Raw genomic sequence first — 25763 nt, forward strand, 5'->3', positions numbered from 1 at the left:
CGCGATCACAGGAGAACGGAGCGCATGAGCATGGCTGCCGAAACCTCGTTGGCACGCTCCCTCGACGCAATTCCTGCAAGCGTGCGGGAGGGGCGGCCCGGCGTCTGGCTCAATCCCGACCTCCGGCCGGCTGCCGAGTTCGTGCCGACGCTGGCCTTCTCGCTGGCCGATGTGGAGGCGGCCGAGGCGCGCTGGCGCCGTTTCGATCCGCTGTTGCGATATCTCTTCGACGATCTCGAAACCGGGCGCATCGACTCCGTCCTGATGCCCCTCGCCGACCATGTGACCCGGTCCATCGCCGGTCCGAAGGGTGGCGCGGTCTGGGTGAAAGCCGATCACGACCTGCCGGTCACGGGCTGCATCAAGGCGCGGGGCGGGGTCTACGAGGTGCTGGTCCATGCCGAGCGCCTCGGCCTCGAAAAGGGCCTGCTGCGGCCGGAGGATTCCTATGCCCGGCTGGCAGAGGCAGAGGTTCGTGACGCGTTCGCGGCCCATACGGTGGCGGTCGGCAGCACCGGCAATCTCGGCTTCAGCGTCGGTGTCATGGCGCGGGCGCTTGGCTTCTCCGTCGAGGTTCACATGTCCCACGACGCCAAGGCGTGGAAGAAGCAGCGGCTGCGGGATATCGGTGCCCGCGTGGTCGAGCATCAGGGTGATTACGGCAGCGCCGTCGCTGCGGCGCGCTCGGCCTTCGAGGACCGGGCCGACGCTCATTTCGTCGACGACGAGAGCTCGGTCGACCTGTTCCTCGGCTATGCGGCGGCGGCCTTCGACCTGCGGCGTCAACTCGATGAGGCCGGAATAAAGGCCGATGCCGCGCATCCGCTCTGCGTCTACCTGCCGTGCGGCGTCGGCGGCGCGCCCGGAGGCGTCACCCTCGGCCTGAAGCTGCTGTTCGGCGATGCCGTGCGCTGCATCTTCGTCGAGCCGGTGGCCTCCCCCTGCATGCTGGTACAGCTCGCCGCCGGCCTGTCGCGACAGGTCGACGTCTACGAGATCGGCCTCGACAACCGCACCGCCGCCGACGGGCTCGCGGTAGCGGGCGCCTCGATGCTGGTGGCGGCAACCGTGGGGCCCCTGATCGAGGCGGTGGTCACCGTGACCGACGCGGACCTGTTCGCCTGGGTGAAACGCCTCTGGTCCGATCCGGGCCTGCGGCTCGAACCCTCCGCGGCGGCGGGCTTTGCAGCGGTACGGCCCTATCTCGACGCCACCGGCACGGACCAGGCGACGCATGTGGTCTGGACCACCGGCGGTGCGCTGTTGCCCGAGGCGGAGTTCCAGGCCGCCCTGGCACGTGGATAGGGAGATCGAGGGATATGGCCGCGCTCCGGGCCATATCCGCGTTGATCGCGCAACCTGCTTCCATCGGTTCGGGCGGAAGTCCACCCTCACGCAGCGGTCCACTCGTCACGCAAGATCTTGCGGCGGCCCGGCCCGTCAGCGAAGTTGGTCGACACCGCCGACCGACCCGTCGCTGACGGAAGCGGCGATGGCTGGCGCAACCCTGCTCATCGGTGCGATGGCTCGCGCTCACGAGCTCGAGCGGCGCCACGCACGGGTCCGAACGAAGGAAGCCGATGACGACGTCACGCGATAGGCAGGCCTGTATCGACGAATGCCTGCACTGCTACCGAACCTGCCTCGGCATGGCTTCGGAGCATTGCCTCCCGGCCGGCGGCAAACATGTCGAGCCGGAGCATTTCCGCCTCATGCTGGCCTGCGCCGAGATATGCCGGACCTCGGCGCATCTGATGCTCCTCGGCGTCCCGGACCATCGGCAGACCTGCCGGGCCTGTGCCGACATCTGCGAGGCCTGCGCGGAGAGTTGCGAGGCAGTGGGCGACATGGAGACCTGCGCCGCCGAATGTCGCCGCTGCGCCGAATCGTGCCGGGCCATGGCGGCCTGACGGAGCGACGAGGAAGGCTCAGCGACCGAACAGCTTCGCGGTCAGCGAGGCCGGTGCGTCCCCCTTGTGGCCTGCCACCACCACGAGACGACGAACGTCGCCGCGCAGGTAGGCCTGGAGGAAGCGGTTGTAGTCCCGGAACACCACGCATCCGTTCGAGGCGCCGCTCGGGCCAAGCATGTAGGTATGGGCGAGGATGCCGTCGCGGCCATGAATGGCCGCGCTGCCGCCGACGGGGCTAAGCCGCAGCGCGCGCACGCCGTGGAACAGGGCCTCGCGCTCCGTCAGGTCGTAGGTGCCGGGCGGCGTCGCGCCGCGCATCCGGACATGGACGAAGCGCGGATTGTCCATGTGCTGACCGAGGCCGGAATGCGCCTCCAACTGCTCACCGCTCGGCAGCGTCACCGTGCTGGTGCTGATGTCGTAGATCGCGGTCCCGCCGCCCGCGGTGGCGGGTACGCGGTCCAGGACCCGGCGTTGAGACAGGTCAATGGCGTCCGTATCGGCGGAGGCGTAGGCGAGGGCGGGGGTTCGATCCGGATTTCGCTGGCCGAACACGGTCTCGAAGAACGAGCGCTCGGCCTCCACGTCCTGCCGGGCTGCGACGACGCTCCGTGACGACGGCCGGCGCATGGCGAGGCGGGGATCGCGGGAGAGGGGCCGCAATTCGATGGGGCGCGGCACCGGCGCAGGCATCGGCTGGATGAGGCGGGCGGTCTGCTGGATCGGCCGTGGTGCCGGAACCGCATCGCCGGGTGCGAGCCCGGCGACGATGCGGGCAGGCGGTGCGGCCGGCGGCTCGAATGCCGCGATCTGCATGGGCTCCAGAGCGGAAGCGCGCCATTCCGGCGTCCGGGCACCCATCGCAGGGGAAGGGTCGAGCATCCAGGCATAAGTGCCGGTCGCGCCAGAGGTCGGCACATCCGGCATTGCCTGTCTGGCGGCGAGCTGGGCGGACGCGGCGGGAACCGGTGCTTCCAGTCCGGTCAGCCGAGGAAAGGTCGCCACGAAGAGAACGACGATGGCGGTCTTCAGCAGGACGCGGCTGTGTGGCCGATGACGGCGCCGGGGGCGGCGATAGGAGGACGCATCGTCGATCATGCGGGCTGTACTCGGATACGCGTGCCCCGCCCGCGCAGCCGCCGTGAGGTTTCACCCAGCTCCCGGAGGAGCCTTGCGAAAGCCGCATCGATCGAATTTGCCGTTTAGGGAACCATCAACTTTGATAGATCCCATTCAGCGCGAAGTTGGTTAATCGTCGATAAATCGCGGCGACGATTTTCGATCGGATCTCTTGCACACCGCTTCGTCTTGCACACCGCTTCGTCTTGCATGCCGGTCGCGAAATCCCGATCCCGTCACTGCGATGCTCCTCGCATCGTTCGCATGACCGGACAGGAAAACGCCCCGCCAGCCTTGCGGCTCGCGGGGCGATGTCGTCATCGAAACGAACCTATCGGTCGAGGCCGGAGCCTCGAAATCCCTTACTTTCCGCTGGGTGCCGCGCCGCTGCCGGTGGCTGCATTGCCGCTGCTCGGTCCGCCCGGTGCACCCGGCGTCGCATTGGAAGGAACGTCCCGCGACATGGTCGATCCCGTGGTATTCGCCCCGGTACCCGACGCCGAACCGTCCATGCGCTCCATCCCCTTCTCCGTGTTGCTCTTCACGCTGCCCGGGCTGTTCATGTTGCCCTCGGCGCTGCCGCCGCCTGCGGCCGTCTGCGCGAAAGCCGAACCGGCCAGGGAGACGGTAAGAGCAGCAGCGACGGCGAGTGTCTTGATTGCCATAATATATTTCCTCGGTTCATGCGGGTTTGACTTAACAACTCGGCCAGGCCCGTAAGGTTCATCGAAAGATATATCGGCCTATCCACGGCGGCGAATACGAAGAACGATGACATTTTTCTATGGCCAAGCTTTGATTTTCGTTTTTAACTTTTCATCGTTCCATCGGATTGCATCCGGCCGCGACTGAACCAGCGTGGCAATCTGCCGGTCGGGAGATCTTCCTCGACACGCTGCCAAAAGCTGTCACAAGGCCGAGCCATGCCGATCCTTCGCCTCGACGCCGCCCATCACCTCGCCACCGACACCCTGATCCGTTGTGGAACCGCGCCCGCCAACGCGGAGAGCGTCGCCCGTGCCCTCGTCGGCGCCGAGGCCGACGGGCTGCGGACCCACGGGCTCATGCGACTTCTCGCCTATGGCGAACAGGTGAGAGTGGGAAAGGTCGTCGGCGACGCCATCGTCTCGTGCGCGCGGCCGAAGCCCGGCCTCCTCGCCGTCGATGCCGCCCACGGCTTCGCCTATCCGGCCCTCGACACGGCCATCGCCCTCCTGCCCGAGATCGCACGCGAGCAGGGGATCGCCGCCGCCGCCATACGCCGGTCGCATCATTGCGGAGCGGCGGGTCGGCCGGTGGAAGCGCTGGCCGAGCTTGGCCTCGTCGCGATCCTGTTCGCCAACGCTCCGGCCTCCATGGCGCCCTGGGGCGGAACGCGCCCGGTCTTCGGCACCAACCCGATCGCTTTCGCCTGCCCGCTACCGGGTGCCGAGCCGATCATCGTCGACCTGTCCCTGTCGAAGGTGGCGCGCGGCAACATCATCGCCGCCAAGCAGCGCGGGGAGCCGATCCCCGAAGGCTGGGCCCTCGACGCGAACGGCGATCCCACCACCGACCCCACCGCCGCCCTCGCCGGCACCATGGTGCCGCTCGGCGATGCCAAGGGCACCGCCCTCGCGCTCATGGTCGAGCTGCTCGCGGCAGGCCTCACCGGCGCGCGCTTTGCCGGCGAGGCCTCGTCCTTCCTCGATGCGGAAGGCGAACCGCCCGCGACGGGCCAGTTGATCCTCGCCATCGACGCCACCGCCTTCGCCGGCGATGCGCTCGCGCGTTTCGCGGTGCTGGCGAGGTCGATCGAAGAACAGGATGGCGCACGGCTGCCCGGAACGCGCCGCCTCGCCGCCCGCGCCCGTGCGGCGGAGGAGGGGATCACGATCTCCGATGCGCTGCTGGCCGAGATCGAGCGCCTGTGACGGTGCTCGATCCGCGACGCACCGCGCAACCTTCGGCCCGGACAACGGCTTGACCGCGATCACGATCGTATCGCTCCGAGCCACCCCATGACCTCATCCCATCCGCCACCAAGGCGAGCGACGACGCGCTGGCGCAAGGCGGCCGGGCGCCTGCTGGCGCTCGCCGCGCGGCCGGTGCGCAAGGCGCAGGGCACGCGCGGGACGGTGGTGGAGGCCTATCGCGGCTACGGCTCGGCGCGGGAGATCTTCCTGATCGGCCGCGTCTTCCGGCAGGCGCGTCCCGACCCGAATGCCGAGACCGACGACATCGCCGCGGATCTGCGCGACATCGCCAGGCGCATCCGCCGGCGCAAGGTCGCCGGCGCATCCATCGTCGCGCGATTCGGGGGTGCGGAGACCGTCGCGGTCACCGATAGCGACGGTTATTTCCGGGTGACCCTCGCGCCGCCGAGCCTGCCAGCCCGTGAAGTCCTCTGGCACACGGTCGATCTCGAACTCGCGGCCGATCCGCCGGTCCACGCGGAGGGGAGGGTGTTCATCCCGCCGGACCGGTGCCGCTTCGTCGTCATCAGCGATATCGACGACACGATCATGCATACCGGCGTCGCCAACAAGCTCAAGATGCTGTGGCGGCTGTTCGTGGCGGATGCCGAGGACCGCGTCGCCTTCCCCGGAGCGGCGGCCCTGTGCCGTGCGCTTCATGCGGGCGCGCCCGGAGATCAGTCGAACCCGATGCTCTATGTCTCACGGGCACCCTGGGGCATCTACGACATGCTCAGCGAGTTCTTCCGTCAGCACGGAATTCCGGCGGGTCCGGTGCTGTTCCTGCGCGAATGGGGCCTGTCCTGGCGCCATCCGCTGCCGCGCAGGGCCGAGGACCATAAGCGCGACCTGATCCGGCACATGCTCGCGCTCTACGGCGACCTGCCCTTCGTGCTCATCGGCGACAGCGGCCAGCACGATCCGGAAGTCTACGCCAAGATCGTGTCCGAAAATCCCGGCCGGGTGCTGGCGGTCTACATCCGCAACGTCTCGCGCGATCAGTGCCGCGCCGTCGAGATCGAGCGCCTGTCGCAAGCGATCCTCCAGGCGGGAAGCAGCCTTGTGCTCGCAGCCGACACCACCGTCATGGCCGATCATGCCCTCTCGCTCGGCCTGATCGGCGAGGAGGGGGCCAAGGCCATCCTCGCGGAATGCCGGACGCACGGCATGGTGGAGGCCATCGAGCCGATCATCATCGAGCCGAGCGACCAGAACGCCACGGTTCTTGCCGCGTCGGACAAAGCCCCGAAGAATCCGACGGCACGGGTCTGAAGCCGACGCCTCACGGATCGCCTCAACGATCGGGGCGGACTCGATCGCTCAGTATTCGTAGCCGTAATAGCCCCGACGCGAGGGCCGATAGCCATATTCGCCGGCGCCGTCGTAGGGGCGGGGCGCGACGTAGCGCCGGCCATAGGTACGCAGGTACGGGTCGAGCCGAGGATCGCGGTAATTGCCGTTGTTCACGCCGGCCGAGCGGTCGTTGCCGCTGAGCGCCGAATAGGGCGAGAGCCCGTCGCCACCTCCACCACCGCCGCCGCGTGCCTGGGCGGCACCGGCAAGGCCGAGGATCAGTCCCGACGCGAGCGCGACACGAAGTAGAGCACTTGTCATCTTGGACTCCTCATCCAAGTGGGGAACGGTCCGAGGAAGAATGGCGGAGTGACGGTGGCGGTTCCCATGCCGACGGATGCAGCCTAAGCCTTGGCATCGATCCGCTCAGCGGCACATTGCTCCGGCGACGGCCGGATCGATCCCCTAGACGGAACATCCTTCCCGATCCCGTGGCCTTGCTGCATAGGGTCCGCGCAATCGATCGCGAGGGCGAACCATGACATCTCCGGCCGCATCCTGGCAGCTTTGGGCCTTACTCTCGGCCGCCTTCGCGGCGTTGACCGCGATCTTCGCGAAAGTCGGCATCGAGAACGTCAATTCCGATGTCGCTACCTTCATCAGAACCTGCGTGATCCTCTGCGCCCTCGGCGCCATCCTCGTGGCCACCGGGCAATGGCAACCCCTCAACGCGATCTCCGGTCGGTCCTACGTCTTTCTGGTCCTCTCGGGCCTTGCCACGGGGGGATCCTGGATCTGTTATTTCCGGGCGCTGAAGCTCGGCGACGCCGCCCGCGTCGCGCCGATCGACAAGTTGAGCGTCGTTCTGGTCGCGGTGTTCGCGGCAGCCTTCCTCGGCGAACGTCTCTCGGCCGCGAACTGGCTGGGCGTGGCTCTGATCTGCGCGGGCGCGATCCTCGTCGCCTACCGGGGCTGACCCGCCCGATCGCGGCACTCCAGCGAAGGATCAGTGTCGCTTGCGCAGCGGCCTAACGAGGAGGGATCCGGACGGCTCGAACCCGGTGCTGGCGCAGAACGCCCGCATGGAATCGTGATCGGGCGCGGCGCCGAGTTCGAGGGTCGCGCATCCCGCCGACCTGGCGGCCTGTGACGCCGCCTTCAGCAAAAGCCGGCCGATCCCACGGCGACGCTCGTCGGGGCCGACGAGCAGGGTGGTGATCTGTGCGACGGGCTGAGCCGCCAGCGAACGATACCAGTGGAGGATCACGAGGCCGCTCGGCGGTCCCCACTCGACGGCGATCAGGGCCGTACCGGTCCCCGAACGCAGGGCGTCGAGCCGGTCGGCGAGATCGCCGGCGGCAAGGGAAATGCCGGACGCATGGAGCAGGGCAGCGACGCCACCGGCGTCGGCCCCGGTCGCGGCCCGGATTTCGAGCCCATAGCGGCTTGCCAAACCCGTCTCCGCAGGATGTCCCCGCTCCCCTTAACCTATCGGCCCGGAAAGTGGAGACGACCTGCCTCGAACGACCGATGCGGCAAAGCGGCACCGCGACCTTTGACGATCCAGCGGCGCGGGTGAGGGAAGAGGACGGGACAGCGAGCCGTCGGCACGCGGCCCCGTCCTCCCGCCACGCCTCGCTTGGGGGCAATCGGAGCGCAGCGATCCTGACTGGTCCGCTTACGTTTCTGGAATATGTCCGGCTTCATCACGTTCGCTCGACTCGCCTGATCGAGCAAAAGGGGTCAGCGGTCGCAGCCGATGCAGATGTCGCGCACGACGCGCGGTCTCATCGGCCCGGTCCGCTGATTGGGAAGCTCGCCCCCGAACGCGTGGAGCTGGGGGCGCGGCGGCGGATCGGGATGCTTGACGGGCTCGGCCGGACCGGGACTCGACGGTTTCACGACCGGGGTGAGCGCCATGTTCTGGGCCAGGCCGGGGCCGGCCGAGAATAGGGCGGCGAGCAGGATCGTGACACCAAGGAACCGTCTCGACATGGTCAAGCCTCCGCTTGGCCATCCAACGCATCCGCTGGGGATCCGGTTCACGAGGGAAGCCGGCCGCACGGACAGTTTCGCCGATCAGGACCGGCCCGTTTCGACGTTGTCTCTGAGCCAGTGTTCGATTCCGGCGATGGAGCGGAAATCGGCGACGGCATGAACGGCAGCGTCCGGTAGCGCCTCGCGCGCCATGGTCGCGAGAGCATGGCCGGGACCGAGCTCGATGACGGCCCGCGCACCGGCCTCGCGGATACCGTCGAGACAGGCCGCCCAATCGATGGTCCGCGAGAGCGCCGAGGCGAGTTTGTCGAGCCCCTTCGCGGCATCGAAGACCGGGGCACCGTCGAGACCGCTGAGGAGGCGCGGAGGCGGCGAGGAGCCACCGCGCGAGGGCGTCAGGATTTCGGACCGCGCCAGTTCCTGACGGAATCGCGGGCTCGCCGCCGCCAGCAGCGGCGTATGCGATGGCGTGTGGACCGGCAGCACCACGGCCCGTGCCGCGCCGGCGGCGAGAGCCGTGCCGCACAGCAATTCGAGGTCGGCCACCGTGCCGCCGGCGACCACGCTATCGGCCGCGTTGACGATGGCGAGATGGCAGCCATGGTCCTCGATCATCGCCGTGACGCGCTCGCGCGACAGGCCGCGGATTCCGGCAAGCCCATGGCCCGGCCCGGCGGCCGCATCCATCGCCTCCGCCCGCGCGGCGGCGAGATGGAAGATCGCGGAGGGCGAGAACCGGCCGGCACAGCCCCAGGCCGCGAGATCGCCGATGCTGTAGCCGGCGAGGACGATGCGGCCGGGATTCATGTCCCGCAGCAATGTCCAGGCGGCGAGGCCGGCGACGCAGCACAGGATCTGACCGGTTCGGTTCTCGTGCAGGGCCGGGCCGCCGGTTCGGACGAGGTCGCGCGGGTCGACGCCGAGCAACGGCTTCGCGGCCTCGAATATGTCCTGCGCCGGGCGATGATCGGCCGTGAGATCGAACATGCCGGGATGTTGGCCGCCCTGACCCGAGAGCAGGATCGCGAGGGTCATGGACTTGCCTCCAGGGCATCGACGAACAGCGTCATGGCGAGGAGGTCGGCGCTTCCGCCGGGGCTGAGGCGGCGGGCGACGAAGTCATGGTGGATCGCCTCCGCACGCGCGCGCCAATCGGTCCGCGCGACGCCGCCATCCGCGAGGAAGGCGGCGGCCGAGGCGCGGGCGAAAGCATAGCCTGCCTCGCCGCCGCGATGGAGCAGGTTGGTATCCTCGAGCTCTGCGATCAGGGTGAAGCACGCCTCGACCCGCGCGGCCTCCTCGTCGCCCGGACGACGCTGCCGTGCCCGATGCAGGGCGGGCAGCCCGACCGCGTAGAGGGTCGGAAAGCCGGCGGCCGCCTCGGCCGGCGCACCGCCGACGCCATAACGCCTTCGCGCCACCGCGCCCGGGGCATGGAGCATGATCGGACCGGCCAGGATCGCGGCACCGTGATGGTCGCGCACGTGACGGCCGAGCGCTCCCGGCCTCAGGCGACAGGTGCCGGCGGCAAAAGCGCGAGCGGCGGAGGAGAGAGCGCCTGCCGCGGAGGTGAGAAGGCCGAGGCCGAAGATGGCGCCGCGATGAGTGTTCACCCCACCCGTCGCCTGCCGCATGGCGGTTTCGGCCTCGATGCCGATCCGGCGCAGGGCGGACATCCCGGCCCCGGCGGCTCCGGCGCAAGCGAGTTCGTCGAAGAAGGGGGCGAGAGCACGGGCACTGGCGCGAAAGGTGCCGGCATTCATGTCCGCATGACTGCCGCTATCCACATGGCTGACGAGGCCGGGCTTCGGATAGGTATCGACTTCGAGCCGCAGAGCCTCGACGGCGAGGCGAGCGATCTCGCTGACGATGAGCGGGGCCCGGTCGTCCCATCCATGACGTTGGGCGAGGGCGCTCATGACGTTGCCTGCGACAGGAACGGACCGGCGGGGAGCAGGGCGAGGTTCTCCCGCGCCTTGCAGAGGACCGTCCCGCCTTCCGGCGAGTCGAGGAGTTCGCGCCAGTTGATGCCGGCCCCGTCCGGCAGGACGATCTCGCCGTCGAGGCGCATGACAGCGCCCGCGTCGATCCTCGCGAGGGTCCGCAGAAAGCGACGATCGACCCGGCCCGGAACGGGCCAGAGCAGATCGAGGTCGGAACCGGGTCCGAGATAGGGAAGATCGGTCAGCGCCTGCCACAGCAGACTTCCGAAGACGTTCGGCACGAGGCCGTACTCACTCCCAAGACCGACCAGTTCATCGAGGACCGGCCGCCATGCCTGCGGTGCAGCCTCGCGCGACGTCTCCAGGCTGATGGGCGGATGCCGGCTTGCGGCGGCGGCCGACAGGGCGAGGCCGATCCGGCGCTTGCCGGCGGCCGGCGGCAGCGGGAGGCCGACGGGGATATGGTCCGTTGGCTCACCGGGATTGCGGCGGCGGACGATGACGGGCCGGCCGAGCCGAGCCCAGTCGGCGAGGTGCGGCACGCCGTCGAGATCCCGGCGCTCGGCAAGGCAGTCCGCCCAGGCCTCAGGGTCGACGCGGACAAGGTCGTGGCGGGCGAGACCGGCCGCCTCGCCCTCAGTCACGGGGCGCCACGTCGCCGATCGCAGCCCGCACCACCCGCCCGGCGATGTCGCGCGCCATGAGCCGCCCGCCGCGCGCGTGTCCGAGTTCGTCGCGGAGGTCGACCTCGGGACTGGCGGCGATGAGGGCCTGGATCTGGGGACCGAGCGGTGTGGATGGATCGAGCACCGCATGGACCGCTCCCGCCTCGACCATGTTGTCGAGGCCGGGCGCGAAGACGGAGGTGGATTTCGCCATCTCCTCCAGCCGCTCGAGGGGCAGCTTGGTGACGCGCGCCACCGAGGGCAGGTCCATCACGCTCGGATGGGCGCCGGGCAGGGCGGCGAGGACCCGCGTGGCAAGGGCGGTGGCGATGAAGGCGCCGGCCGCCGTATGGCCGTAGACGAGACCGATCGTGGGGTGGCCGCTCGCATCGGCGAGCAGGAGCGCCTTGGCGAGATGAGCGAGATACTCGTTCAGGCCGAGCAACTCGTCTCGCCGGCTCATGCGCTGGCTGTCGGAATCGATGGCGACGAGGATCGGCGTCTCACCACCCCGGCGCACCACATCGAGCACCCGCCCGGAGAGGATGCAGGCTCCCTCGATCCCGAGCGGCGTGTTGCCGTCGATCCCGACCACGGCGAGACGACCAGACCCGAAAGGCCCGTCGCCGCCGACGAGGCCATCGGCGATCTCGACGCCATGCCCGTCCGGGAACAGCGAATGCAGGATCTCAGCGAGCGTCATGGGGCGCCTCCGGCAGGCGGGCGAGAAGGGCGTCGAATGCGTGTCTGTTGAGGCCCGGCACGGTGGCGGGGTCGTTCACGCCGAGGCGGCCCCAGATCTCGGTGGCGTCCCGGGCATCGCCGAACCGGTCGAGGCGGGCTTCGAGGCGCGCCTGTTCGGCCTCAAGAGTGGCGAGGTCGAAGGCGGGGGCTTTGCCGATCTGCCCGAGTGCCGCGTCGCGAAACGCGCGGATCGTATCGTCCGCGAAGGCGTCGGCACCGCCGATGAGACGCCGGTGCTTGCCGCCCATGGTGCGCCAGACCAGCGCCCGGTCGCGGGAATCGAATTCCTCCGCGCCCTTGTTGGTCTCGATGACCTCGGGGCCGGACACGCTGATGCGGCCGACTTCAGAGACCACGAGGCGCGAGCAGGTGCCGGCGATGAGGCCGCCGCCACCGTAGCAGCCGGCGCGCCCGCCGATCAGCCCGATCACCGGAACGCCGGCCATGCGCAACGCGACGATGGCGCGCATGATCTCCGCGATGGCGGTCTCGCCGGCATTGGCCTCCTGCAGCCGGACCCCACCGGTATCGAACAGGATCAGCACGGCGACAGGTTTCACCGCCAGCGCGGCCCTCAGCAGCCCGACGAGCTTGGCGCCGTGGATCTCGCCGAAGGCCCCGCCCATGAAGCGGCCCTCCTGGGCGGCGATGAGGATCGTCGCGCCATCGAGGAGACCGCGTCCGACGACGATGCCATCGTCGAAGGCACGCGGCAGCTCGAACGCGGGAAGGTGCGGGCTCATCACCCGCTGTTCGGGGCCGATGAATTCCTCGAATGTGCCGGGATCGACGAGGGCGTCGATGCGGCCGCGGGCGCTGGCCTCGTACCAGCTCTGATCGAGGGGATCGGCGGAGAGGGAGACGGGATTCATCGTCATCACACGGTCTCCATCATGCGGGCGCCCTGGAGCAGGCGCAGGGTGACGGTATCGGGCCGGGCCCCGCCATCGTTGATGGTGATGCGCAGACCGCCGGGCTGGCGACGCGCCACGAAATCGGAGACCACGGCCTCCCAGACGTCGCTATAGCCGTTGATCGCGGTATCGATCTCGACGGTGCATTGATCGGCCGCGAGGCTGCGCTCCATCAGCACTTCGAGATTGCCCGAAGCGACCACGCCGGTGATCGCCTGGCGCCGCGTCCCGGACAGGGGCTTCGTAGTCGCGTGGCGGAAAGTCAGCTTTTCCATGGGACGGCGCTCCCTCACCAGTTCCGGAACTTGGCTGGCGGCTCATAGAGACCGCCCGACCAATGGACGAGATCCTTGATCGACCGCGCCGCCAGCAGCGAGCGGTCGGCGTCGAGAGGATCGATGCCGAGATCTTCCGGCCGGCGGATGATCTTTCGCGCCCGCAGGGACTCGACCATGGCATGGTCTCGGCCGCGCCCGACATCGGTGTAGCCGGCGACCCCGCGGATCGCCTGCTCGCGCTCGTCCAGCGTCCGGCACAGCAGCAGGTTGGCGATGCCCTCTTCCGTGACGATGTGGGTCACGTCGTCGGCGTAGACCATCACGGGGGCGAGTTCGAGATCGAGCTTCCTCGCCAGTTCGAGGGCATCGAGCCGCTCCACAAAGGCCGGCACCAGCTTGTCGCCGAAGGTCTCGACCAGCTGGACCACGAGCTTGCGGCCGCGTCGCAGGGCGGGATCACCGGTGCCGCCGGCCTCCTCACCGGCCTTCATCCACGGGTCGGAGGGGTGGCGCCTTCCATGCGGATCGGACCCCATGTTCGGAGCGCCGCCGAAGCCGGCCACCCGGTTGGTGGTGACGGTGGAGGAATGGCCCTGGAGATCGATCTGCAGCGTCGAGCCGATGAACAGGTCGCAGGCATAGAGCCCCGCCGTCTGGCAGAAGGCCCGGTTGGACCGGAGCGAGCCGTCGGAGCCGGTGAAGAACACGTCGGGCCGCTCACGGATGTAGCGATCCATCCCGACTTCCGAGCCGAAGCAGTGGATCTGCTCGACCCAGCCCGATTCGATGGCCGGGATCAGGCTCGGATGCGGGTTGAGCGCCCAATGCGTGGCGATCTTGCCCTTGAGGCCGAGCCGCTCGGCGAAAGTCGGCAGCAGCAGCTCGATGGCGGCGGTCCCGAAGCCGATGCCGTGGTTGAGCCGGCGGATGCCGTATTCGGCATAGATGCCCTTGATCGCCATCATGGCCATCAGGATCTGCGTCTCGGTGACGGCCGCCGGGTCGCGGGTGAAGAGCGGCTCGACGTAGAACGGCCTGTCGGCCTCGACCACGAAATCCACCCGGTCGCCGGGGATGTCGACGCGGGGCACCCGGTCGACGATCTCGTTCACCTGCGCGATCACGACGCCGTTCTTGAAGGCGGTCGCCTCCACCACCGTCGGCGTGTCTTCGGTATTGGGGCCGGTATAGAGGTTGCCGTCGCGGTCCGCCGAGACGCCGGCGATGAGGGCGACGTTGGGCGTCAGGTCGATGAAGTAGCGCGCGAAGAGCTCGAGATAGGTGTGCACCGCCCCGAGCGCGATCTGCCCGCCATAGAGCATCCGGGCGATGCGCGCGCCCTGCGGCCCGGAATACGAATAGTCCAGGCGCTTGGCGATGCCCTGCTCGAAGATGTCGAGATGCTCGGGCAGTACGATGCCCGACTGGACCATGTGGAGGTCATGGACCCGCGCCGGGTCGCAGGCGCTGAGTCCCCTGGCGAGGCAATCGGCCTGCTTCTGGTTGTCGCCTTCGAGGCAGACCCGGTCGCCGGGGCGCAAAACCGCCTCCAGCAAATCGACCACCTGCGCGGCCGCCACGATCTTGCCCGTCGCAAAGGCACGACCGCGCTCGATCCGCTCGTCCCTGGCCGTCCGCTGCTTTCGCCAATCGGTCATCCGATCCGCCTTTCGTCATCCGGGCCTCGCGTATGCGGAAGGCCGTGAAATCGCCCGACTCGACATCCACGAGCCGTCGAATTTCACCTTACGGTATCCTGAATTGCTTAAATGTCAAGCATATGTATACTGAAGCAAATAATAACCGAATCAAAAAATACGGGACGGAGATAGAACCATGGCCTCGACATACCCAGCACGGCGCAATGCCTCGCTCATGGAAACACGGGGAGGGGCGGCATGACCATCTTCGGAGTCGCGCTCCTCGCGCTCTGCACTCTGATCGGGGTGTTCCTCGGCGATCTCCTGGGCATTGCCCTCGGTGTGAAGGCCAATGTCGGCGGCGTCGGCCTCGCGATGATCCTGCTCATCGCCGCCCGAAGCTGGCTGGTGGCGAAGGGCAAGCTCGGCTCCGGGATCAAGCTCGGAGTCGAGTTCTGGTCGACCATGTATATCCCCATCGTCGTCGCCATGGCCGCCCAGCAGAACGTGGTGGCCGCCGTGAAGGGCGGCCCGATCGTGCTCATCGCCGCCACGGTCTCGCTGCTGCTGTGCTTCGGCTGCGTCGCCTTCCTCGGACGCTTCGGCCGCCGCGAAGGCGGTGCGGGCGAGCCGGCCCGGCCCGCCATCGATCGGGGCGGCGACGTGATCGCCGGCGGATCACCCGACGTCGCCTCCGCGACGATCCCGCTCTCCGGCACGAAGGCCTGATCCGATGCTGCACATGATCGAGCACGTCTTCGTCGAGCAGAGCCTCGTTGCCGCCTTCGCCGTAGTGGGAGGCCTGATGCTGGTCTCGAACCTCGCCGCGCGCCACCTCACCGCCGGGCGCGTCCACGGCTCGGCCATCGCCATCGTTCTGGGACTGGTGCTGGCCTACGTCGCCGGCACCTATACCGGTGGCAAGAAAGGGGTCGCCGACCTGCCGGTCTTCGCCGGAATCGGCCTGATGGGCGGCGCCATGCTGCGCGACTTCGCCATCGTCGCCACCGCCTTCGAGGTCGACGTGGTGGAGGCGCGGCGCGCCGGCATTCTCGGTGTGGTCGCCCTCGCCCTCGGCACGATCATTCCCTTCATCGTCGGCGCGCTCACGGCGGTCGCCTTCGGCTATACCGACGCGGTCAGCATCACGACGATCGGGGCGGGTGCCGTCACCTACATCGTCGGCCCGGTGACGGGCGCCGCACTGGGCGCGGATTCCGCCGTCATGGCCCTGTCCATCGCCACCGGCGTCACCAAGGCGGTGATGGTCATGGTGGGCACGCCCCTGGTGGCGCGGCTCATCGGCCTCGACAACCCGCGCTCCGCCATGGCCTTCGGCGGATTGATGGGCACCGTCAGCGGGGTTGCCGGGGGCCTGGCCGCCACGGACCCGAAGCTCGTGCCCTACGGCGCGCTCACCGCCACCTTCCATACCGGCATCGGCTGCCTCGTCGGCCCGTCGATCTTCTACTTGACCGTCCGGGCCATCGTGGGATGACGGGAGCGATCACCGCCGGCTCCGGGCCGGCGATCGGGACGGGGGAGGGCACGACGACCATGGACGCCATCGCTGAGGAGCGCGGGCTTCTCTCCGACCTGATCCGCAACGCCCTGACCGACGAGATCGCGGCCGGTACCTTGAGCGCGGGTACGGCCCTGGACGAGCAGGATCTCGCCGACCGCTTCGGAGCCTCGCGCACGCCGGTGAGGGAGGCGCTGCGCCAGCTCGCCTTCAACGGTCTCGTGGAGTTGCGGCCGCGCCGGGGCGTCGTCGTCACCCGGATGACGCCGGAACGGATCATGGACATGTTCGAGGCCACCGCCGAATTCGAGGCGATGTGCGTCCGGCTCGCCACCTACCGGATGACGCCCCTGGAGCGCAGTCACCTCATGGGCCTGCATGCCCGCTCGGAAGAGATGGTGGAGGCGGGCGACGTCGACGCCTATGACACGCTGAACCGCAGCTTCCACGAGGCGCTCTACGGCGCTACCCATAACGGCTTCCTGCTGGAACAGGCGCTCGCCCTGCGCACGCGGCTCTCGGGTTTCCGCCGGACCCAGCTACGCCACGGCGAGCGTATCCGGACCTCGCGCGCCGAGCACGGGGAGATCCTGGCCGCCATCGCCGAGGGCGACGGCGACGGCGCCGCGCGGCGCATGCGCGCCCACATGCTGAACGCCGCGAGCGCCATCGGCCATTACATCGCCGAGCATGCCGGCGAGTGAGGCGGTGCCTCCGCTCAGGCGGCGGCGCTCGACGCGATCCTGACCTTTTGCGTGGCGGTGTCGACCTCTTCGGTGGATCGGGCGATCTCGTCGAGACTTTCGGTGATGAGGGTGACGCCGTTGGAGGCGGTCTGCATGCTGGAGGACATCTCGCGGGTGACGGCGCTCTGCTCCTCCACCGCCGCCGAGATCGCGCTGGCGACCTCGTTGAGGGTCATGATCGTGCTCTGGATCGAGGAGATCGCGCCCACCGCCTCGCGGGTCGCCTGCTGGGTCGACAGGATCTGGGTGCTGATCTGCTCGGTGGCCTTGGAGGTCTGGGCGGCGAGCGCCTTGACCTCGGTGGCGACCACGGCAAAGCCCCGGCCCGCCTCGCCGGCGCGCGCCGCCTCGATCGTGGCGTTGAGCGCCAGCAGGTTGGTCTGGGCGGCGATGCCCTGGATCAGGGCGACGACCTCGCCGATGCGGGTGGCAGCCCCCGAGAGGCCGGCGATGATGGCGCTGGTCTCCTGGGCCTGCTTGACCGCCTGGCCGGAGATCTCGGAGGCGTGGGTGACCTGCATGCTGATCTCGGAGACCGAGGCGGCCAGTTCCTCGGCGCCGGAGGCGACGGTCTGGATGTCGGAGGAGACCTGGGTCGAGGCCTGGGCGGCCTGACCGGCCTGGCGCGAGGCGCCCGAGGCGGCGCCGGCGATGGCGTTGAGATCGCTGGCGATGGAGACCTGGAGGGCGGCGCGGCTCTGGCGCTCGAGCACCTGGCGGGTGACGTCGATGGCGAACTTGACCACCTTGAGCGGACGGCCGTCGCGATCGAAGATCGGGTTGTAGCTGCCCTGGATGAAGACCTCGCGGTCGCCCTTGGCGATGCGCTTGTACTCGCCGGACTGGTACTCGCCCCGGCCGAGGTTGTCCCAGAAGCTCCTGTACTCCGCGCTCGCCCGGAAGTCCGGATCGACGAACAGGCTATGGTGGCGGCCCTGGATCTCGTCGAGGCGGTATCCCGTCACGTCGAGGAAGTTCTTGTTGGCGGTGAGGATGGTGCCGTCGAGGGTGAACTCGATCACCGCCTGCGAGCGGTCGAGGGCCTTGACCTGACCTTCCTGGTCGGTGCTCCGGTTGACCTGCTCGGTGACGTCGGAGGCGAACTTGACGATCCGGGTGGGCCGGCCGTCGCGGCCGAGGATGGGATTGTAGGTGGCCTGCAGCCAGATCTCGCGGCCGTCCTTGCCGATGCGCTTGAACTCGCCGGACTGGAAGGTGCCGCCGGACAGCGCGACCCAGAAGGCGCGATAGGCCGGGCTCTCCTTGAAGGCCGGGTCGACGAACAGGCTGTGGTGTTTGCCCTGGATCTCGGCGAGCTCGTAGCCGACCGCGTCGAGGAAGTTCTTGTTCGCCGTCAGGATGGTCCCGTCGGTCTTGAACTCGATGACCGCCTGAGAGCGATCCAGTGCATCGATCCGGGATTGCAGATCGCGGTTGCTGAAAATGTTCATCGCTCTCGCAGACGCTAAAGTTAGGGGCAGGTCACGACATGCGGCCACGCACATTGACGCCCGAGATGTTTATCTTTCGGTTAATAATGCGTCGCGCCAGGGGAATAAATTGAGTTCATCCATCAATAGTTGAATGTACTGTCTGCGACCGATAGTGCTTAACATTCCATGGTAGTTGTCATTCTATCGCATCGCCGAACTCGAGAGGTGGATCTCGGCAATCTCGACCGACATTCATCGTTGTGTCCGAAAGTCATGGCGGCCGACTCATGCCGTGATCATCCGAGTCGGTCGCCGTCCCTCCTCAATCTGCGCCGTCGCGTTGACGCCCGACGGGGGTTTCCCGTAAGCCCCCTCCATGCGTGAAGGCTTGACAGGAACGATCCGGGGGCGCGCGATCGTCGCCGTGATCGTGCTCTACGGCCTGTGCCTCCAGGCTTTTCTCGGTACACTGGCGCCTCTTCCGCCGGCTGCACCCGAGAGTGCCATCTGCGCGCACGACGCATCGCGCTCGCCAGCCGATCCGGCCACTTCCTGCCAGCATGGGTGCTGCACCCCGGCCCAAGCCGCTCAAGCCTTGGCCTTCCAGGCGACGGCATTCGCGATTCTCGATTGGCCCGTCTCGCCTGCATCCCGGCCACTCCGGCCGAGCGACGAGACGAACGGGACGCGAGCGCCGCCCGACCGATCCGTCGGCCCACGAGGTCCGCCTGCCGCCTGACCGATCATTCCATCCCTGATCGCTCGGCCCCGGACCCGGACCTTTCCCGATGAATTCTCCATTTCAGGGCGCAGTCCGTGCGGACAGCGCCGTGCGAGCGTCGCGCGACGGCGTCTATCGCGCCGTCTGGCGCTGGCATTTCTACGCCGGCCTGCTCTGCCTGCCGTTCCTCATCCTGCTCTCGGCGACCGGGGCGATCTACCTGTTCAAGGACGAGATCAACGCCACGCTCTTCGCCTACCGGACCGAGGTTGCGGCGCAGGCTCGCGCTCCCTTGAGCCCGAGCCGTCTCGTCTACAATGCCTCTGAGGCCGTTCCGGGCGGCGTGCCGATCTCCTTCACCGACCCGGGCTCGGCGACCGCGTCCGCCCTCGTGACCCTGAGGGAGGGCACCTCCCGGACCGTCGTCTACCTGAACCCCTATAGCGGCGACGTGCTCGACACGGTGGCCACCGACAGCGACCCGATGATGGTAGTGAGACGCCTGCACAGCCTCAGCTATTTCGGCACGATTGCGAACGGGATCGTGGAGGTGGTCGCGGGGTTCGCCATCATCCTCGTCGTCACGGGCACCTATCTGTGGTGGCCGCGCGGGCAGGGGAACGGGCAGGGGGGCGGCGTCGTCACCATCCGGGCGAAGCCGGCCAGACGCGTCTGGTGGCGGGATCTCCACGCGGTGACGGGCCTCGTGGCGGGCGGCGGCCTGTTCTTCCTCGCTCTGACCGGGCTGCCCTGGTCGGTCTGGTGGGGCCAGCAGGTCCGCGCCCTGTCCAACGAGGCGGGTCTCGGCCAGCCCCGCGCCCTATGGGCCGCCAGGACCGTCTCCCTCGTGCCGATGAAGGACCGTCTGACCAATCCCGGTTGGACCATGGAGGACGCCCCCATGCCGACCTCGCGGCCGGCGGAGGTGCCGGCGATCGGCCTCGACCGGGCAACCAACATCTTCGCTGATCTCGGCATGCCGCGCGGCTACGAGGTCGCTCTGCCCGACGGTCCCAGCGGCGTCTACGCAGCCGCGATCTACCCCCGCGACGTGAACCGCCAGCGGCTGGTCTCCCTCGACCAGTATACGGGCGCGCCCCTGGTCGACGTGAAATTCGCCGATCTCGGCGGGGTCGGACAGGCGATCCAGTACGGAATCGGCCTGCACAAGGGCGAGTATGGGGGCCGCGTCAACCAGTTGGCCATGCTCGCCTTCTGCCTCGCTACCATCCTACTCAGCGTCACCGCCGGCGTCATGTGGTGGAAGCGGCGGCCGGCTGGTGGCCTCGGCATCCCGCCCTGGCCGCGAGACCGCAGGATCGCCGTTACGGTCACGGCGATCGTCCTCGGGCTCGGTGCGCTGTTCCCCCTCACCGGTCTCGCCATCCTCGCCATGATCGGGATCGATCTCGCTATCCAAGCGCTCCGACGAGGCGCGCGACGGCCGGCGGCGGCCTGACGCCACCGAGCCTCAGAGCAGCCCCGGTGCCCGACCTCATCCGCCTCTTTCGCGCCAGCCGCCTCTGCCTCGGCAGCGGACTGATCCTGCTCGCCCTTTGGGCTCAGGCCATCGCGCCGTTGGCCGCCCTGCGGATGCCTGCGGATGCCGGGGCATCACAGGGATGGTCGACCGGCCCGCTCGGCCTCTCGGTGATCTGCGGGCATTCGGAGGACGCTCCCGCGCTCGACGAGCAGGCGCCCGCCTCGTCGGTCTGCAAGGCCTGCCCGCTCTGCGCCGTCGGGTTGTCGAGTCCGATCCTCCCGCAAGCGCCGTCACTGGCACGGCGTCAGGGATGGAACGCCCTCGCCTGGCCGATCCCACCGCCACTGGCCGCCAAACGCCCGCATCGCCGAACCGGCCAACCGCGAGCTCCGCCGCTCTCGTCCTGATCCAGCACCGCGCCGTCGCCGACAGCGCATCGACCCCTGCCGCGATCCGGAACGAACCCCTGCGATGTCCCTCCACACCCCCTCCAATATTACCCGCCGCGCCATCCTCGTCCTCGCCGCCCTGCCGCTCGCGAGCGCCGACGCCCGCGCGCAGGCGGCCGATGACGGCGTGACACTGCCGGAGCTCTCCGTCGTCGGGGAACCCGGGCGCAGCGGCTTCGGCGTCGCCTCGCCCCAGGGCTCCGCTCCCAGCGTCATCGAGCAGCCGGTCGGTCAGGTCGTGACGCAGATCGGCCGCGACGGCACGGTCGGCGACCGCCCCGCCACCACGATCGGCTCGGTCCTCCTCAACAGTCCGGGCGTCACCGTGCGCCAGGGCAACGGCGCGCGCGACGTCGTCATCTCGATCCGCGGTAACAACGCCCGCTCCACCGGCGTCACCAAGAACATGGTCGTGCTGGAGGACGGGTTCATCCTGACGCAGCCGGACGGCGCCTCCCGGTTCGATCTCGTCGATCCGCGCGCCTATTCCCGCATCGACGTGTTTCGCGGGCCGCAATCGGCCCTGTTCGGCAATTACGCCACCGGCGGCGCCCTAGCGTTCCGGACCCGGACCGGCCGCGAGATCGACGGCTACGAGATCGGCACCGATGCCGGCAGCTTCGGCTATCTCAGCAACTCCTTCACCGTGGGCGGCGTCAGCGGTCCGGTGGAGATCAGCCTGTATGTCAGCGACGCGCGCGGCAACGGCTACCAGGAAGATTCCTCCTACGACACCCAGACCATCAACCTGCTGGCGAGTTACACCCCGACCCCCGACAACCGCTTCACCCTGAAGGTGATCAACAATCAGGTGAACGCGGACCTTCCCGCACGCTCTTCCCTCGACCAGTTCGGCATCAATCCCTACCAGCGCGGCTGCGCAGCAGCGGCCACCGCGGCACCCGGCTGCACCCTGACGAACCTGCGCATCAACGGCGCATACGGCGCCACCGTGCCGGTGACGGCGGATGAGGGCGGATTCGGCCGCAAGGACCGCCGCACCATCGTGGCGGCGCGCTGGGAGCACGACATCGACGCGCAGACTACGTGGCGGACGCAGCTCGGCTTCGACGAGCGCAATTTCAACCAGCCTTTCTACACGACCTCGTCGCGCGGCTCTTATCCGTCCTGGAACTTCCTCACCGATCTGACCCGGCGCGGCGATCTTTTCGGTCTGCCGGCGGTCGGCTACGTGGCGCTCGCCTACAACACCATCGACAACCACATCACCACCTACAACCGCGCCCCCTATGGCGGGCCGACCCTCGGTGCACTGATCGGCGACCAGGAGGCGGTCCAATCGAATCTCGGCGGCCGAGCCCGGACGGAGGTCGCGCTCTCCGACCGGTGGACCGGTGTCCTCGGCATCAGCGCCGAGAACACCACCATCACCGGGCGCAACGTCGCCTACGCCTATTCGGCGTCGGGGCGGACGACGACGGTGGCCACCACCGACCGCAGCTTCCTCAACGTCGCCCCGGAACTCGCCCTGGTCTACCGGCCGAACGCCGCCTGGGCGTTCCGGGGTCGTGCCGCCACCGGCTACACCACGCCGGCGGCGAGCAACCTGTTCATCACCACCGCCGGCCTGCCGGGCAACAACACCCAGCTCCAGACCCAGGAGAATCTCGGCTTCGACCTCGGCGCCGACTGGACGCCGACCGAGACCCTGCGCCTCAGCCTCACCGGATTCTACGAGTTCTTCCGCAACGAACTCGTTTCGCAATCCCCCGGCGCCGGGCTCCTGAGCTACACGTTCAACGCCCCGGCCTCGGAGCATCGCGGCATCGAGTTCGCGGCCGACTGGGCCTTCTCGCACGGATGGCGGGCGGTGGCCGCCTACACGTTCGACGACCAGATCTACACGAAATACACCGAGCAGCTCAGCGCCGGAACCTTCACCGACCGGTTCGACCGTGCCGGCAACGCCATTCCCGGCGTGCCCGCCCACCAGCTCCTCGCCCGCATCGGCTACGACCAGCCGACAGGGCCGCTCGCCGGCCTCGGCGCCTACGTGGAGGCCGTCGTTCAGGACGGGTTCTTCATCGACAACGCCAACCAGCTCAAGGCGCCGGGCTACACCGTCGTCAATGCCAACGTGCATTACGCGGCCGATCTCGCCGGCGGCTACGCCAAACGCATCAGCCTCTATGCGGAGGTCCGCAACGTCTTCGACGAGACCTACGTCTCCTCGGCCCAGAACATCGCGAATTCGCTCAACGCCACGAGCGGTTTGCAGAATGGCGCGGCCATCCTCGCCGCGACCACGGGGTCGGTCTTCGCCGGGGCACCGCGCAACGTGGTGGCCGGGATGAAGCTGTCCTTCTGAACGGTCTTTCCGATGGGCAGGTGGACGTGCCCGGCCCATCGGAGCTTCCATCGGGGAAAGGCAAGCTCGATCATGCCCCGGAACCGTAAAACGGCTCCGCTCAGGGTCGATCCCGTGACCGGACCGGTTACCTTACGATCACATCTCGCGCGAAACCGACACCAGGCACCTCGACATCTCCGCAAGGTTGTAGCCTTCATCTCGGGAACAGCTTAGGTCGGGCGGCAAAGTCGGCGGTATTCGTGAAGCTGCCGTGACGAGGGAGTTTCGGATGACCAGACGCGGCTACAAGGCGGCCTCGATCGCTGCCGGCCTCGGTGCCCTGGCCTGCTTAGGCAGCACGGCGCAGGCGGCCCAATGCGGCAACACGGCCAGCGGTTTCGAGACGTGGAAGACCCAGTTCTCGGAAGAGGCGAGGGGACGCGCCAGCGCCGCGAGCCTGGCCGCGCTGATGGAGACCTCCTATTCCGCGGCGACCATCTCGGCCGACCGGGGCCAGAAGAGCTTCCGCCTGACGCTCGACCAATTCCTGGCCAAGCGCGGCGGCCCGACCATCGTCGCCCGCGGACGCAAGCTGAAACAGACCAACGCGGCGTTGTTCGAGTCGATCGAGCAGCGTTACGGCGTGCCGTCCGGCCCTCTCCTGGCGATCTGGGGCATGGAGACGGGCTTCGGCGCGGTTCGCGGCAACATCAACACGTTGTCCGCCGTGGCGACGCTCGCTTATGATTGCCGCCGCTCGGCCTTCTTCACCGATCAGCTCTATGCGGCGCTCACCCTCGTCGATCGCGGCATCCTCAACGCCTCGACCCGCGGCGCGGCGCATGGTGAGGTCGGCCACACCCAGTTCCTGCCCAAGAACGTGCTGACCTACAGCACCGGCGGGAGCCTCGACAGCGCCCCCAACGCGCTGAACGCCACCGCGAACTTCCTCAAGGGCCATGGCTGGAGAGCCGGGGCGGGCTACCAGCCGGGCGAGCCGAACTTCGCGGCGATCCAGGGATGGAACGCGGCCACGGTCTACCAGAAGGCGATCGCGCAGCTCGGCCGCCAGATCGACGGCAACTGATCCTTCGAAGGCCCGCCCAAGCATGTGGCGGGGATCGGGCCTTCGTTCGGGCTGGATGACGGGTCGATCGCGGCCGCAAGGGTAAGATCGGCCACGGTCGACTTGAGCAGGTTTGACCTGAGCAGGGTTGACCTGGGCAGCAACAGATCGACTGTCTCCGTATCGGCGATCCGGCGCATCGACATCGATGCCGTCATCGCAGCCGGAGGATTTCCATGACCGGGCTTGTTCTCGCGGGATCGATCGGCATCGTGGCGGGTCTTCGGACCATGACGGCACCGGCCGCCATTGCCTGGGCCGCGCATCTCGGTTGGCTCTCTCTCGACGGGAGCTGGCTCGCCTTCCTCGGCTATCGCTATACACCCATGATCCTCACCGTCCTCGCGCTCGCCGAGTTCGTGGCGGACCAGCTTCCCGGCACGCCGAGCCGCACGGTGCCGATGCAATTCGCCGCGCGCATCGTCAGCGGCACGCTCTGCGGCGGCGCCATCGGCATCGCTTCGGGGCATCCTATTGCCGGAAGCCTCGCGGGAGCGGCGGGTGCCGTCATCGGTACGCTGGGTGGCGCCGCGGCGAGGGCGCGGATCGCTGCGTCCTTCGGCTCGGACCGGCCTGCGGCGATCGTCGAGGATGCCACCGCCATCATGGCGGCGACGCTCATCGCGAGCGCGCTTTAGCGGTCGGCGACATCGGTTCTCCAGCCCGGTGCCGAGGCCTGTCTACCGCTGTCATCCCGCAGAGCAGCATCGCGTCGCATTCCCTGCCCGTGCAGGGCGATAGAATTGTCGAGCTCACGGACCGGAAATGCGATTGGTGCGTTGCAGTTCATCGTCACGCCCGGAAAACCGGGACGCTCCGCCTTCAGGCGCGTCCATGCAGGGTCGAACGAGACGGGGACGATGACGTTGCGGACATCCCGAAAGCCCGGACATGGCCCAGCCTTGGATCTCGACCGGGGCCGGGCACGGGACATCATGGCCGGGGCGCCGGGCGTGAGGACGGACGTCCTGCACATGAGCGATCGAACGAGAGGGATACCCGGTGTCCCGAACGACAGATGACGTGAGAACATATCCCAGTCGTTGGGTTGAAATGATGCCGGAGTTTCGTTGATGGCCAAGATCCTGCTGGTGGAAGATCACGAAGAGATCTGGGACTTTCTCTCCCGCCGTCTCAAACGTCGCGGCTACGACGTCATCATGGCGCATGACGGCGAGGCCGGCGTGCAGCAGGCACGCGCCGGACGCCCGGACGTGATCCTCCTCGACATGAACCTGCCGGTCCTCGACGGCTGGTCGGCCGCCCGCGCGCTGAAATCCAGCGGCGATACGAGGAGCATCCCCATCATCGCGCTCACAGCCCATGCCATGCTGGGCGACCGCGACAAGGCGATCCAGGCAGGATGCGACGACTATCACCCGAAGCCCATCGACTTCTCCAAGCTCCTCACACAGATCGGCGCGGCACTCGGCACTGCTGCATCTCCGGACTGACCTCCCGGCACCGTTCGGTAATACGGGCTTCGTCGCGACGGGGCCTCCGGTGACAC

27 protein-coding genes are annotated in these 25763 nt (G+C 68.3%); 14 read left to right on the top strand and 13 right to left on the bottom strand.

Annotated features, from left to right (window positions below; translation table 11 throughout):
* Positions 1-24 precede the first annotated feature (24 nt).
* Both A3OK_RS0104320 and A3OK_RS0104325 read left to right on the top strand, forming a co-directional pair.
* A complete protein-coding gene (locus tag A3OK_RS0104320; protein ID WP_019903704.1) occupies positions 25-1305 on the top strand; it encodes a D-serine ammonia-lyase in 1281 nt (426 codons plus the stop codon).
* 275 nt (positions 1306-1580) lie between these two features.
* Positions 1581-1910 carry a four-helix bundle copper-binding protein gene (locus A3OK_RS0104325; RefSeq protein WP_019903705.1) on the top strand — a complete coding sequence of 110 codons (330 nt, stop codon included), beginning with the start codon at positions 1581-1583 and terminating at the stop codon, positions 1908-1910.
* A gap of 18 nt (positions 1911-1928) precedes the next feature.
* On the opposite strand, the gene A3OK_RS0104330 is transcribed toward A3OK_RS0104325, so the two are convergent.
* Complete coding sequence (locus A3OK_RS0104330; RefSeq protein WP_019903706.1) at positions 1929-3011, bottom strand: DUF2778 domain-containing protein; 1083 nt, start codon at positions 3009-3011, stop codon at positions 1929-1931.
* Positions 3012-3394: 383 nt separating this feature from the next.
* A complete protein-coding gene (locus tag A3OK_RS0104335; protein ID WP_019903707.1) occupies positions 3395-3697 on the bottom strand; it encodes a hypothetical protein in 303 nt (100 codons plus the stop codon).
* 258 nt (positions 3698-3955) lie between these two features.
* Here A3OK_RS0104335 and A3OK_RS0104340 point away from each other — a divergent pair, with 258 nt between their 5' ends.
* The gene (locus A3OK_RS0104340) at positions 3956-4945 is read left to right on the top strand and encodes an Ldh family oxidoreductase (protein WP_019903708.1); all 990 of its coding nucleotides are present in this window, start codon (positions 3956-3958) and stop codon (positions 4943-4945) included.
* Between the two features lie 87 nt (positions 4946-5032).
* Complete coding sequence (locus A3OK_RS0104345; RefSeq protein ID WP_019903709.1) at positions 5033-6259, top strand: phosphatase domain-containing protein; 1227 nt, start codon at positions 5033-5035, stop codon at positions 6257-6259.
* Positions 6260-6307: 48 nt separating this feature from the next.
* On the opposite strand, the gene A3OK_RS0104350 is transcribed toward A3OK_RS0104345, so the two are convergent.
* Complete coding sequence (locus tag A3OK_RS0104350) at positions 6308-6601, bottom strand: hypothetical protein (protein ID WP_019903710.1); 294 nt, start codon at positions 6599-6601, stop codon at positions 6308-6310.
* Positions 6602-6818: 217 nt separating this feature from the next.
* Between A3OK_RS0104350 and A3OK_RS0104355 the strand changes: the two genes are divergently transcribed.
* Positions 6819-7256 (top strand): EamA family transporter, encoded by a 438-nt coding sequence (locus tag A3OK_RS0104355; protein ID WP_019903711.1) that lies wholly within the window; start codon positions 6819-6821, stop codon positions 7254-7256.
* A 30-nt stretch (positions 7257-7286) separates the two neighbouring features.
* Here the strand turns inward: A3OK_RS0104355 and A3OK_RS0104360 are convergent, their stop codons facing one another.
* From A3OK_RS0104360 to mdcA, 9 genes are all read right to left on the bottom strand, one after another.
* Complete coding sequence (locus tag A3OK_RS0104360; RefSeq protein WP_019903712.1) at positions 7287-7733, bottom strand: GNAT family N-acetyltransferase; 447 nt, start codon at positions 7731-7733, stop codon at positions 7287-7289.
* A gap of 290 nt (positions 7734-8023) precedes the next feature.
* Positions 8024-8275, bottom strand: coding sequence for a hypothetical protein (locus A3OK_RS0104365; protein ID WP_019903713.1), 252 nt, complete (start codon positions 8273-8275; stop codon positions 8024-8026).
* Between the two features lie 84 nt (positions 8276-8359).
* Positions 8360-9313 carry an acyltransferase domain-containing protein gene (locus A3OK_RS0104370; RefSeq protein ID WP_019903714.1) on the bottom strand — a complete coding sequence of 318 codons (954 nt, stop codon included), beginning with the start codon at positions 9311-9313 and terminating at the stop codon, positions 8360-8362.
* Positions 9310-10197 carry a triphosphoribosyl-dephospho-CoA synthase MdcB gene (gene mdcB / locus A3OK_RS0104375; RefSeq protein ID WP_019903715.1) on the bottom strand — a complete coding sequence of 296 codons (888 nt, stop codon included), beginning with the start codon at positions 10195-10197 and terminating at the stop codon, positions 9310-9312. Before mdcB ends, A3OK_RS0104370 begins: the two co-directional genes overlap by 4 nt.
* Positions 10194-10865: a malonate decarboxylase holo-[acyl-carrier-protein] synthase gene (mdcG, locus tag A3OK_RS0104380; RefSeq protein WP_019903716.1), complete on the bottom strand. Its 672-nt coding sequence runs from the start codon at positions 10863-10865 to the stop codon at positions 10194-10196. Before mdcG ends, mdcB begins: the two co-directional genes overlap by 4 nt.
* Positions 10858-11589: a biotin-independent malonate decarboxylase subunit gamma gene (locus A3OK_RS24520; protein WP_019903717.1), complete on the bottom strand. Its 732-nt coding sequence runs from the start codon at positions 11587-11589 to the stop codon at positions 10858-10860. The genes mdcG and A3OK_RS24520 overlap by 8 nt, the downstream gene beginning before the upstream one ends.
* Positions 11576-12508: a biotin-independent malonate decarboxylase subunit beta gene (locus A3OK_RS0104390; protein WP_019903718.1), complete on the bottom strand. Its 933-nt coding sequence runs from the start codon at positions 12506-12508 to the stop codon at positions 11576-11578. The genes A3OK_RS24520 and A3OK_RS0104390 overlap by 14 nt, the downstream gene beginning before the upstream one ends.
* Positions 12508-12819: a malonate decarboxylase acyl carrier protein gene (mdcC, locus tag A3OK_RS0104395; protein ID WP_019903719.1), complete on the bottom strand. Its 312-nt coding sequence runs from the start codon at positions 12817-12819 to the stop codon at positions 12508-12510. Before mdcC ends, A3OK_RS0104390 begins: the two co-directional genes overlap by 1 nt.
* Before the next feature lie 14 nt (positions 12820-12833).
* On the bottom strand, positions 12834-14480 hold the full coding sequence (mdcA, locus tag A3OK_RS0104400) for a malonate decarboxylase subunit alpha (protein WP_019903720.1): 1647 nt from the start codon (positions 14478-14480) through the stop codon (positions 12834-12836).
* A gap of 240 nt (positions 14481-14720) precedes the next feature.
* Here mdcA and madL point away from each other — a divergent pair, with 240 nt between their 5' ends.
* Genes madL through A3OK_RS0104415 form a run of 3 tightly spaced genes read left to right on the top strand, consistent with a single transcriptional unit; the run spans position 14721 to position 16688 of the window.
* Complete coding sequence (madL, locus tag A3OK_RS0104405; protein WP_019903721.1) at positions 14721-15191, top strand: malonate transporter subunit MadL; 471 nt, start codon at positions 14721-14723, stop codon at positions 15189-15191.
* Between the two features lie 4 nt (positions 15192-15195).
* Positions 15196-15960 carry a malonate transporter subunit MadM gene (gene madM / locus A3OK_RS0104410; protein WP_019903722.1) on the top strand — a complete coding sequence of 255 codons (765 nt, stop codon included), beginning with the start codon at positions 15196-15198 and terminating at the stop codon, positions 15958-15960.
* Between the two features lie 59 nt (positions 15961-16019).
* Entirely contained in the window at positions 16020-16688 is a 669-nt protein-coding gene (locus tag A3OK_RS0104415) for a GntR family transcriptional regulator (RefSeq protein ID WP_026596928.1), read from the top strand.
* Positions 16689-16702: 14 nt separating this feature from the next.
* Here A3OK_RS0104415 and A3OK_RS0104420 read toward each other — a convergent pair whose 3' ends face one another.
* Positions 16703-18181 carry a PAS domain-containing methyl-accepting chemotaxis protein gene (locus A3OK_RS0104420; protein ID WP_019903724.1) on the bottom strand — a complete coding sequence of 493 codons (1479 nt, stop codon included), beginning with the start codon at positions 18179-18181 and terminating at the stop codon, positions 16703-16705.
* Between the two features lie 770 nt (positions 18182-18951).
* On the opposite strand from A3OK_RS0104420, the gene A3OK_RS0104430 reads away from it, so the two are divergent.
* From A3OK_RS0104430 to A3OK_RS0104460, 6 genes are all read left to right on the top strand, one after another.
* Complete coding sequence (locus tag A3OK_RS0104430; RefSeq protein ID WP_026596929.1) at positions 18952-20343, top strand: PepSY domain-containing protein; 1392 nt, start codon at positions 18952-18954, stop codon at positions 20341-20343.
* A gap of 26 nt (positions 20344-20369) precedes the next feature.
* Positions 20370-20774 carry a DUF2946 domain-containing protein gene (locus tag A3OK_RS0104435; protein WP_019903727.1) on the top strand — a complete coding sequence of 135 codons (405 nt, stop codon included), beginning with the start codon at positions 20370-20372 and terminating at the stop codon, positions 20772-20774.
* A gap of 64 nt (positions 20775-20838) precedes the next feature.
* A complete protein-coding gene (locus A3OK_RS0104440; RefSeq protein ID WP_019903728.1) occupies positions 20839-23145 on the top strand; it encodes a TonB-dependent receptor in 2307 nt (768 codons plus the stop codon).
* Between the two features lie 271 nt (positions 23146-23416).
* Positions 23417-24214 (top strand): lytic transglycosylase domain-containing protein, encoded by a 798-nt coding sequence (locus A3OK_RS0104445; protein WP_019903729.1) that lies wholly within the window; start codon positions 23417-23419, stop codon positions 24212-24214.
* 215 nt (positions 24215-24429) lie between these two features.
* A complete protein-coding gene (locus tag A3OK_RS0104455) occupies positions 24430-24891 on the top strand; it encodes a DUF4126 family protein (protein WP_019903731.1) in 462 nt (153 codons plus the stop codon).
* A 435-nt stretch (positions 24892-25326) separates the two neighbouring features.
* Positions 25327-25707, top strand: coding sequence for a response regulator (locus A3OK_RS0104460; protein ID WP_019903732.1), 381 nt, complete (start codon positions 25327-25329; stop codon positions 25705-25707).
* The last annotated feature ends 56 nt before the right edge of the window (positions 25708-25763 follow it).

The sequence above is a fragment of the Methylobacterium sp. 77 genome (assembly GCF_000372825.1).
Lineage (GTDB): Bacteria > Pseudomonadota > Alphaproteobacteria > Rhizobiales > Beijerinckiaceae > Methylobacterium.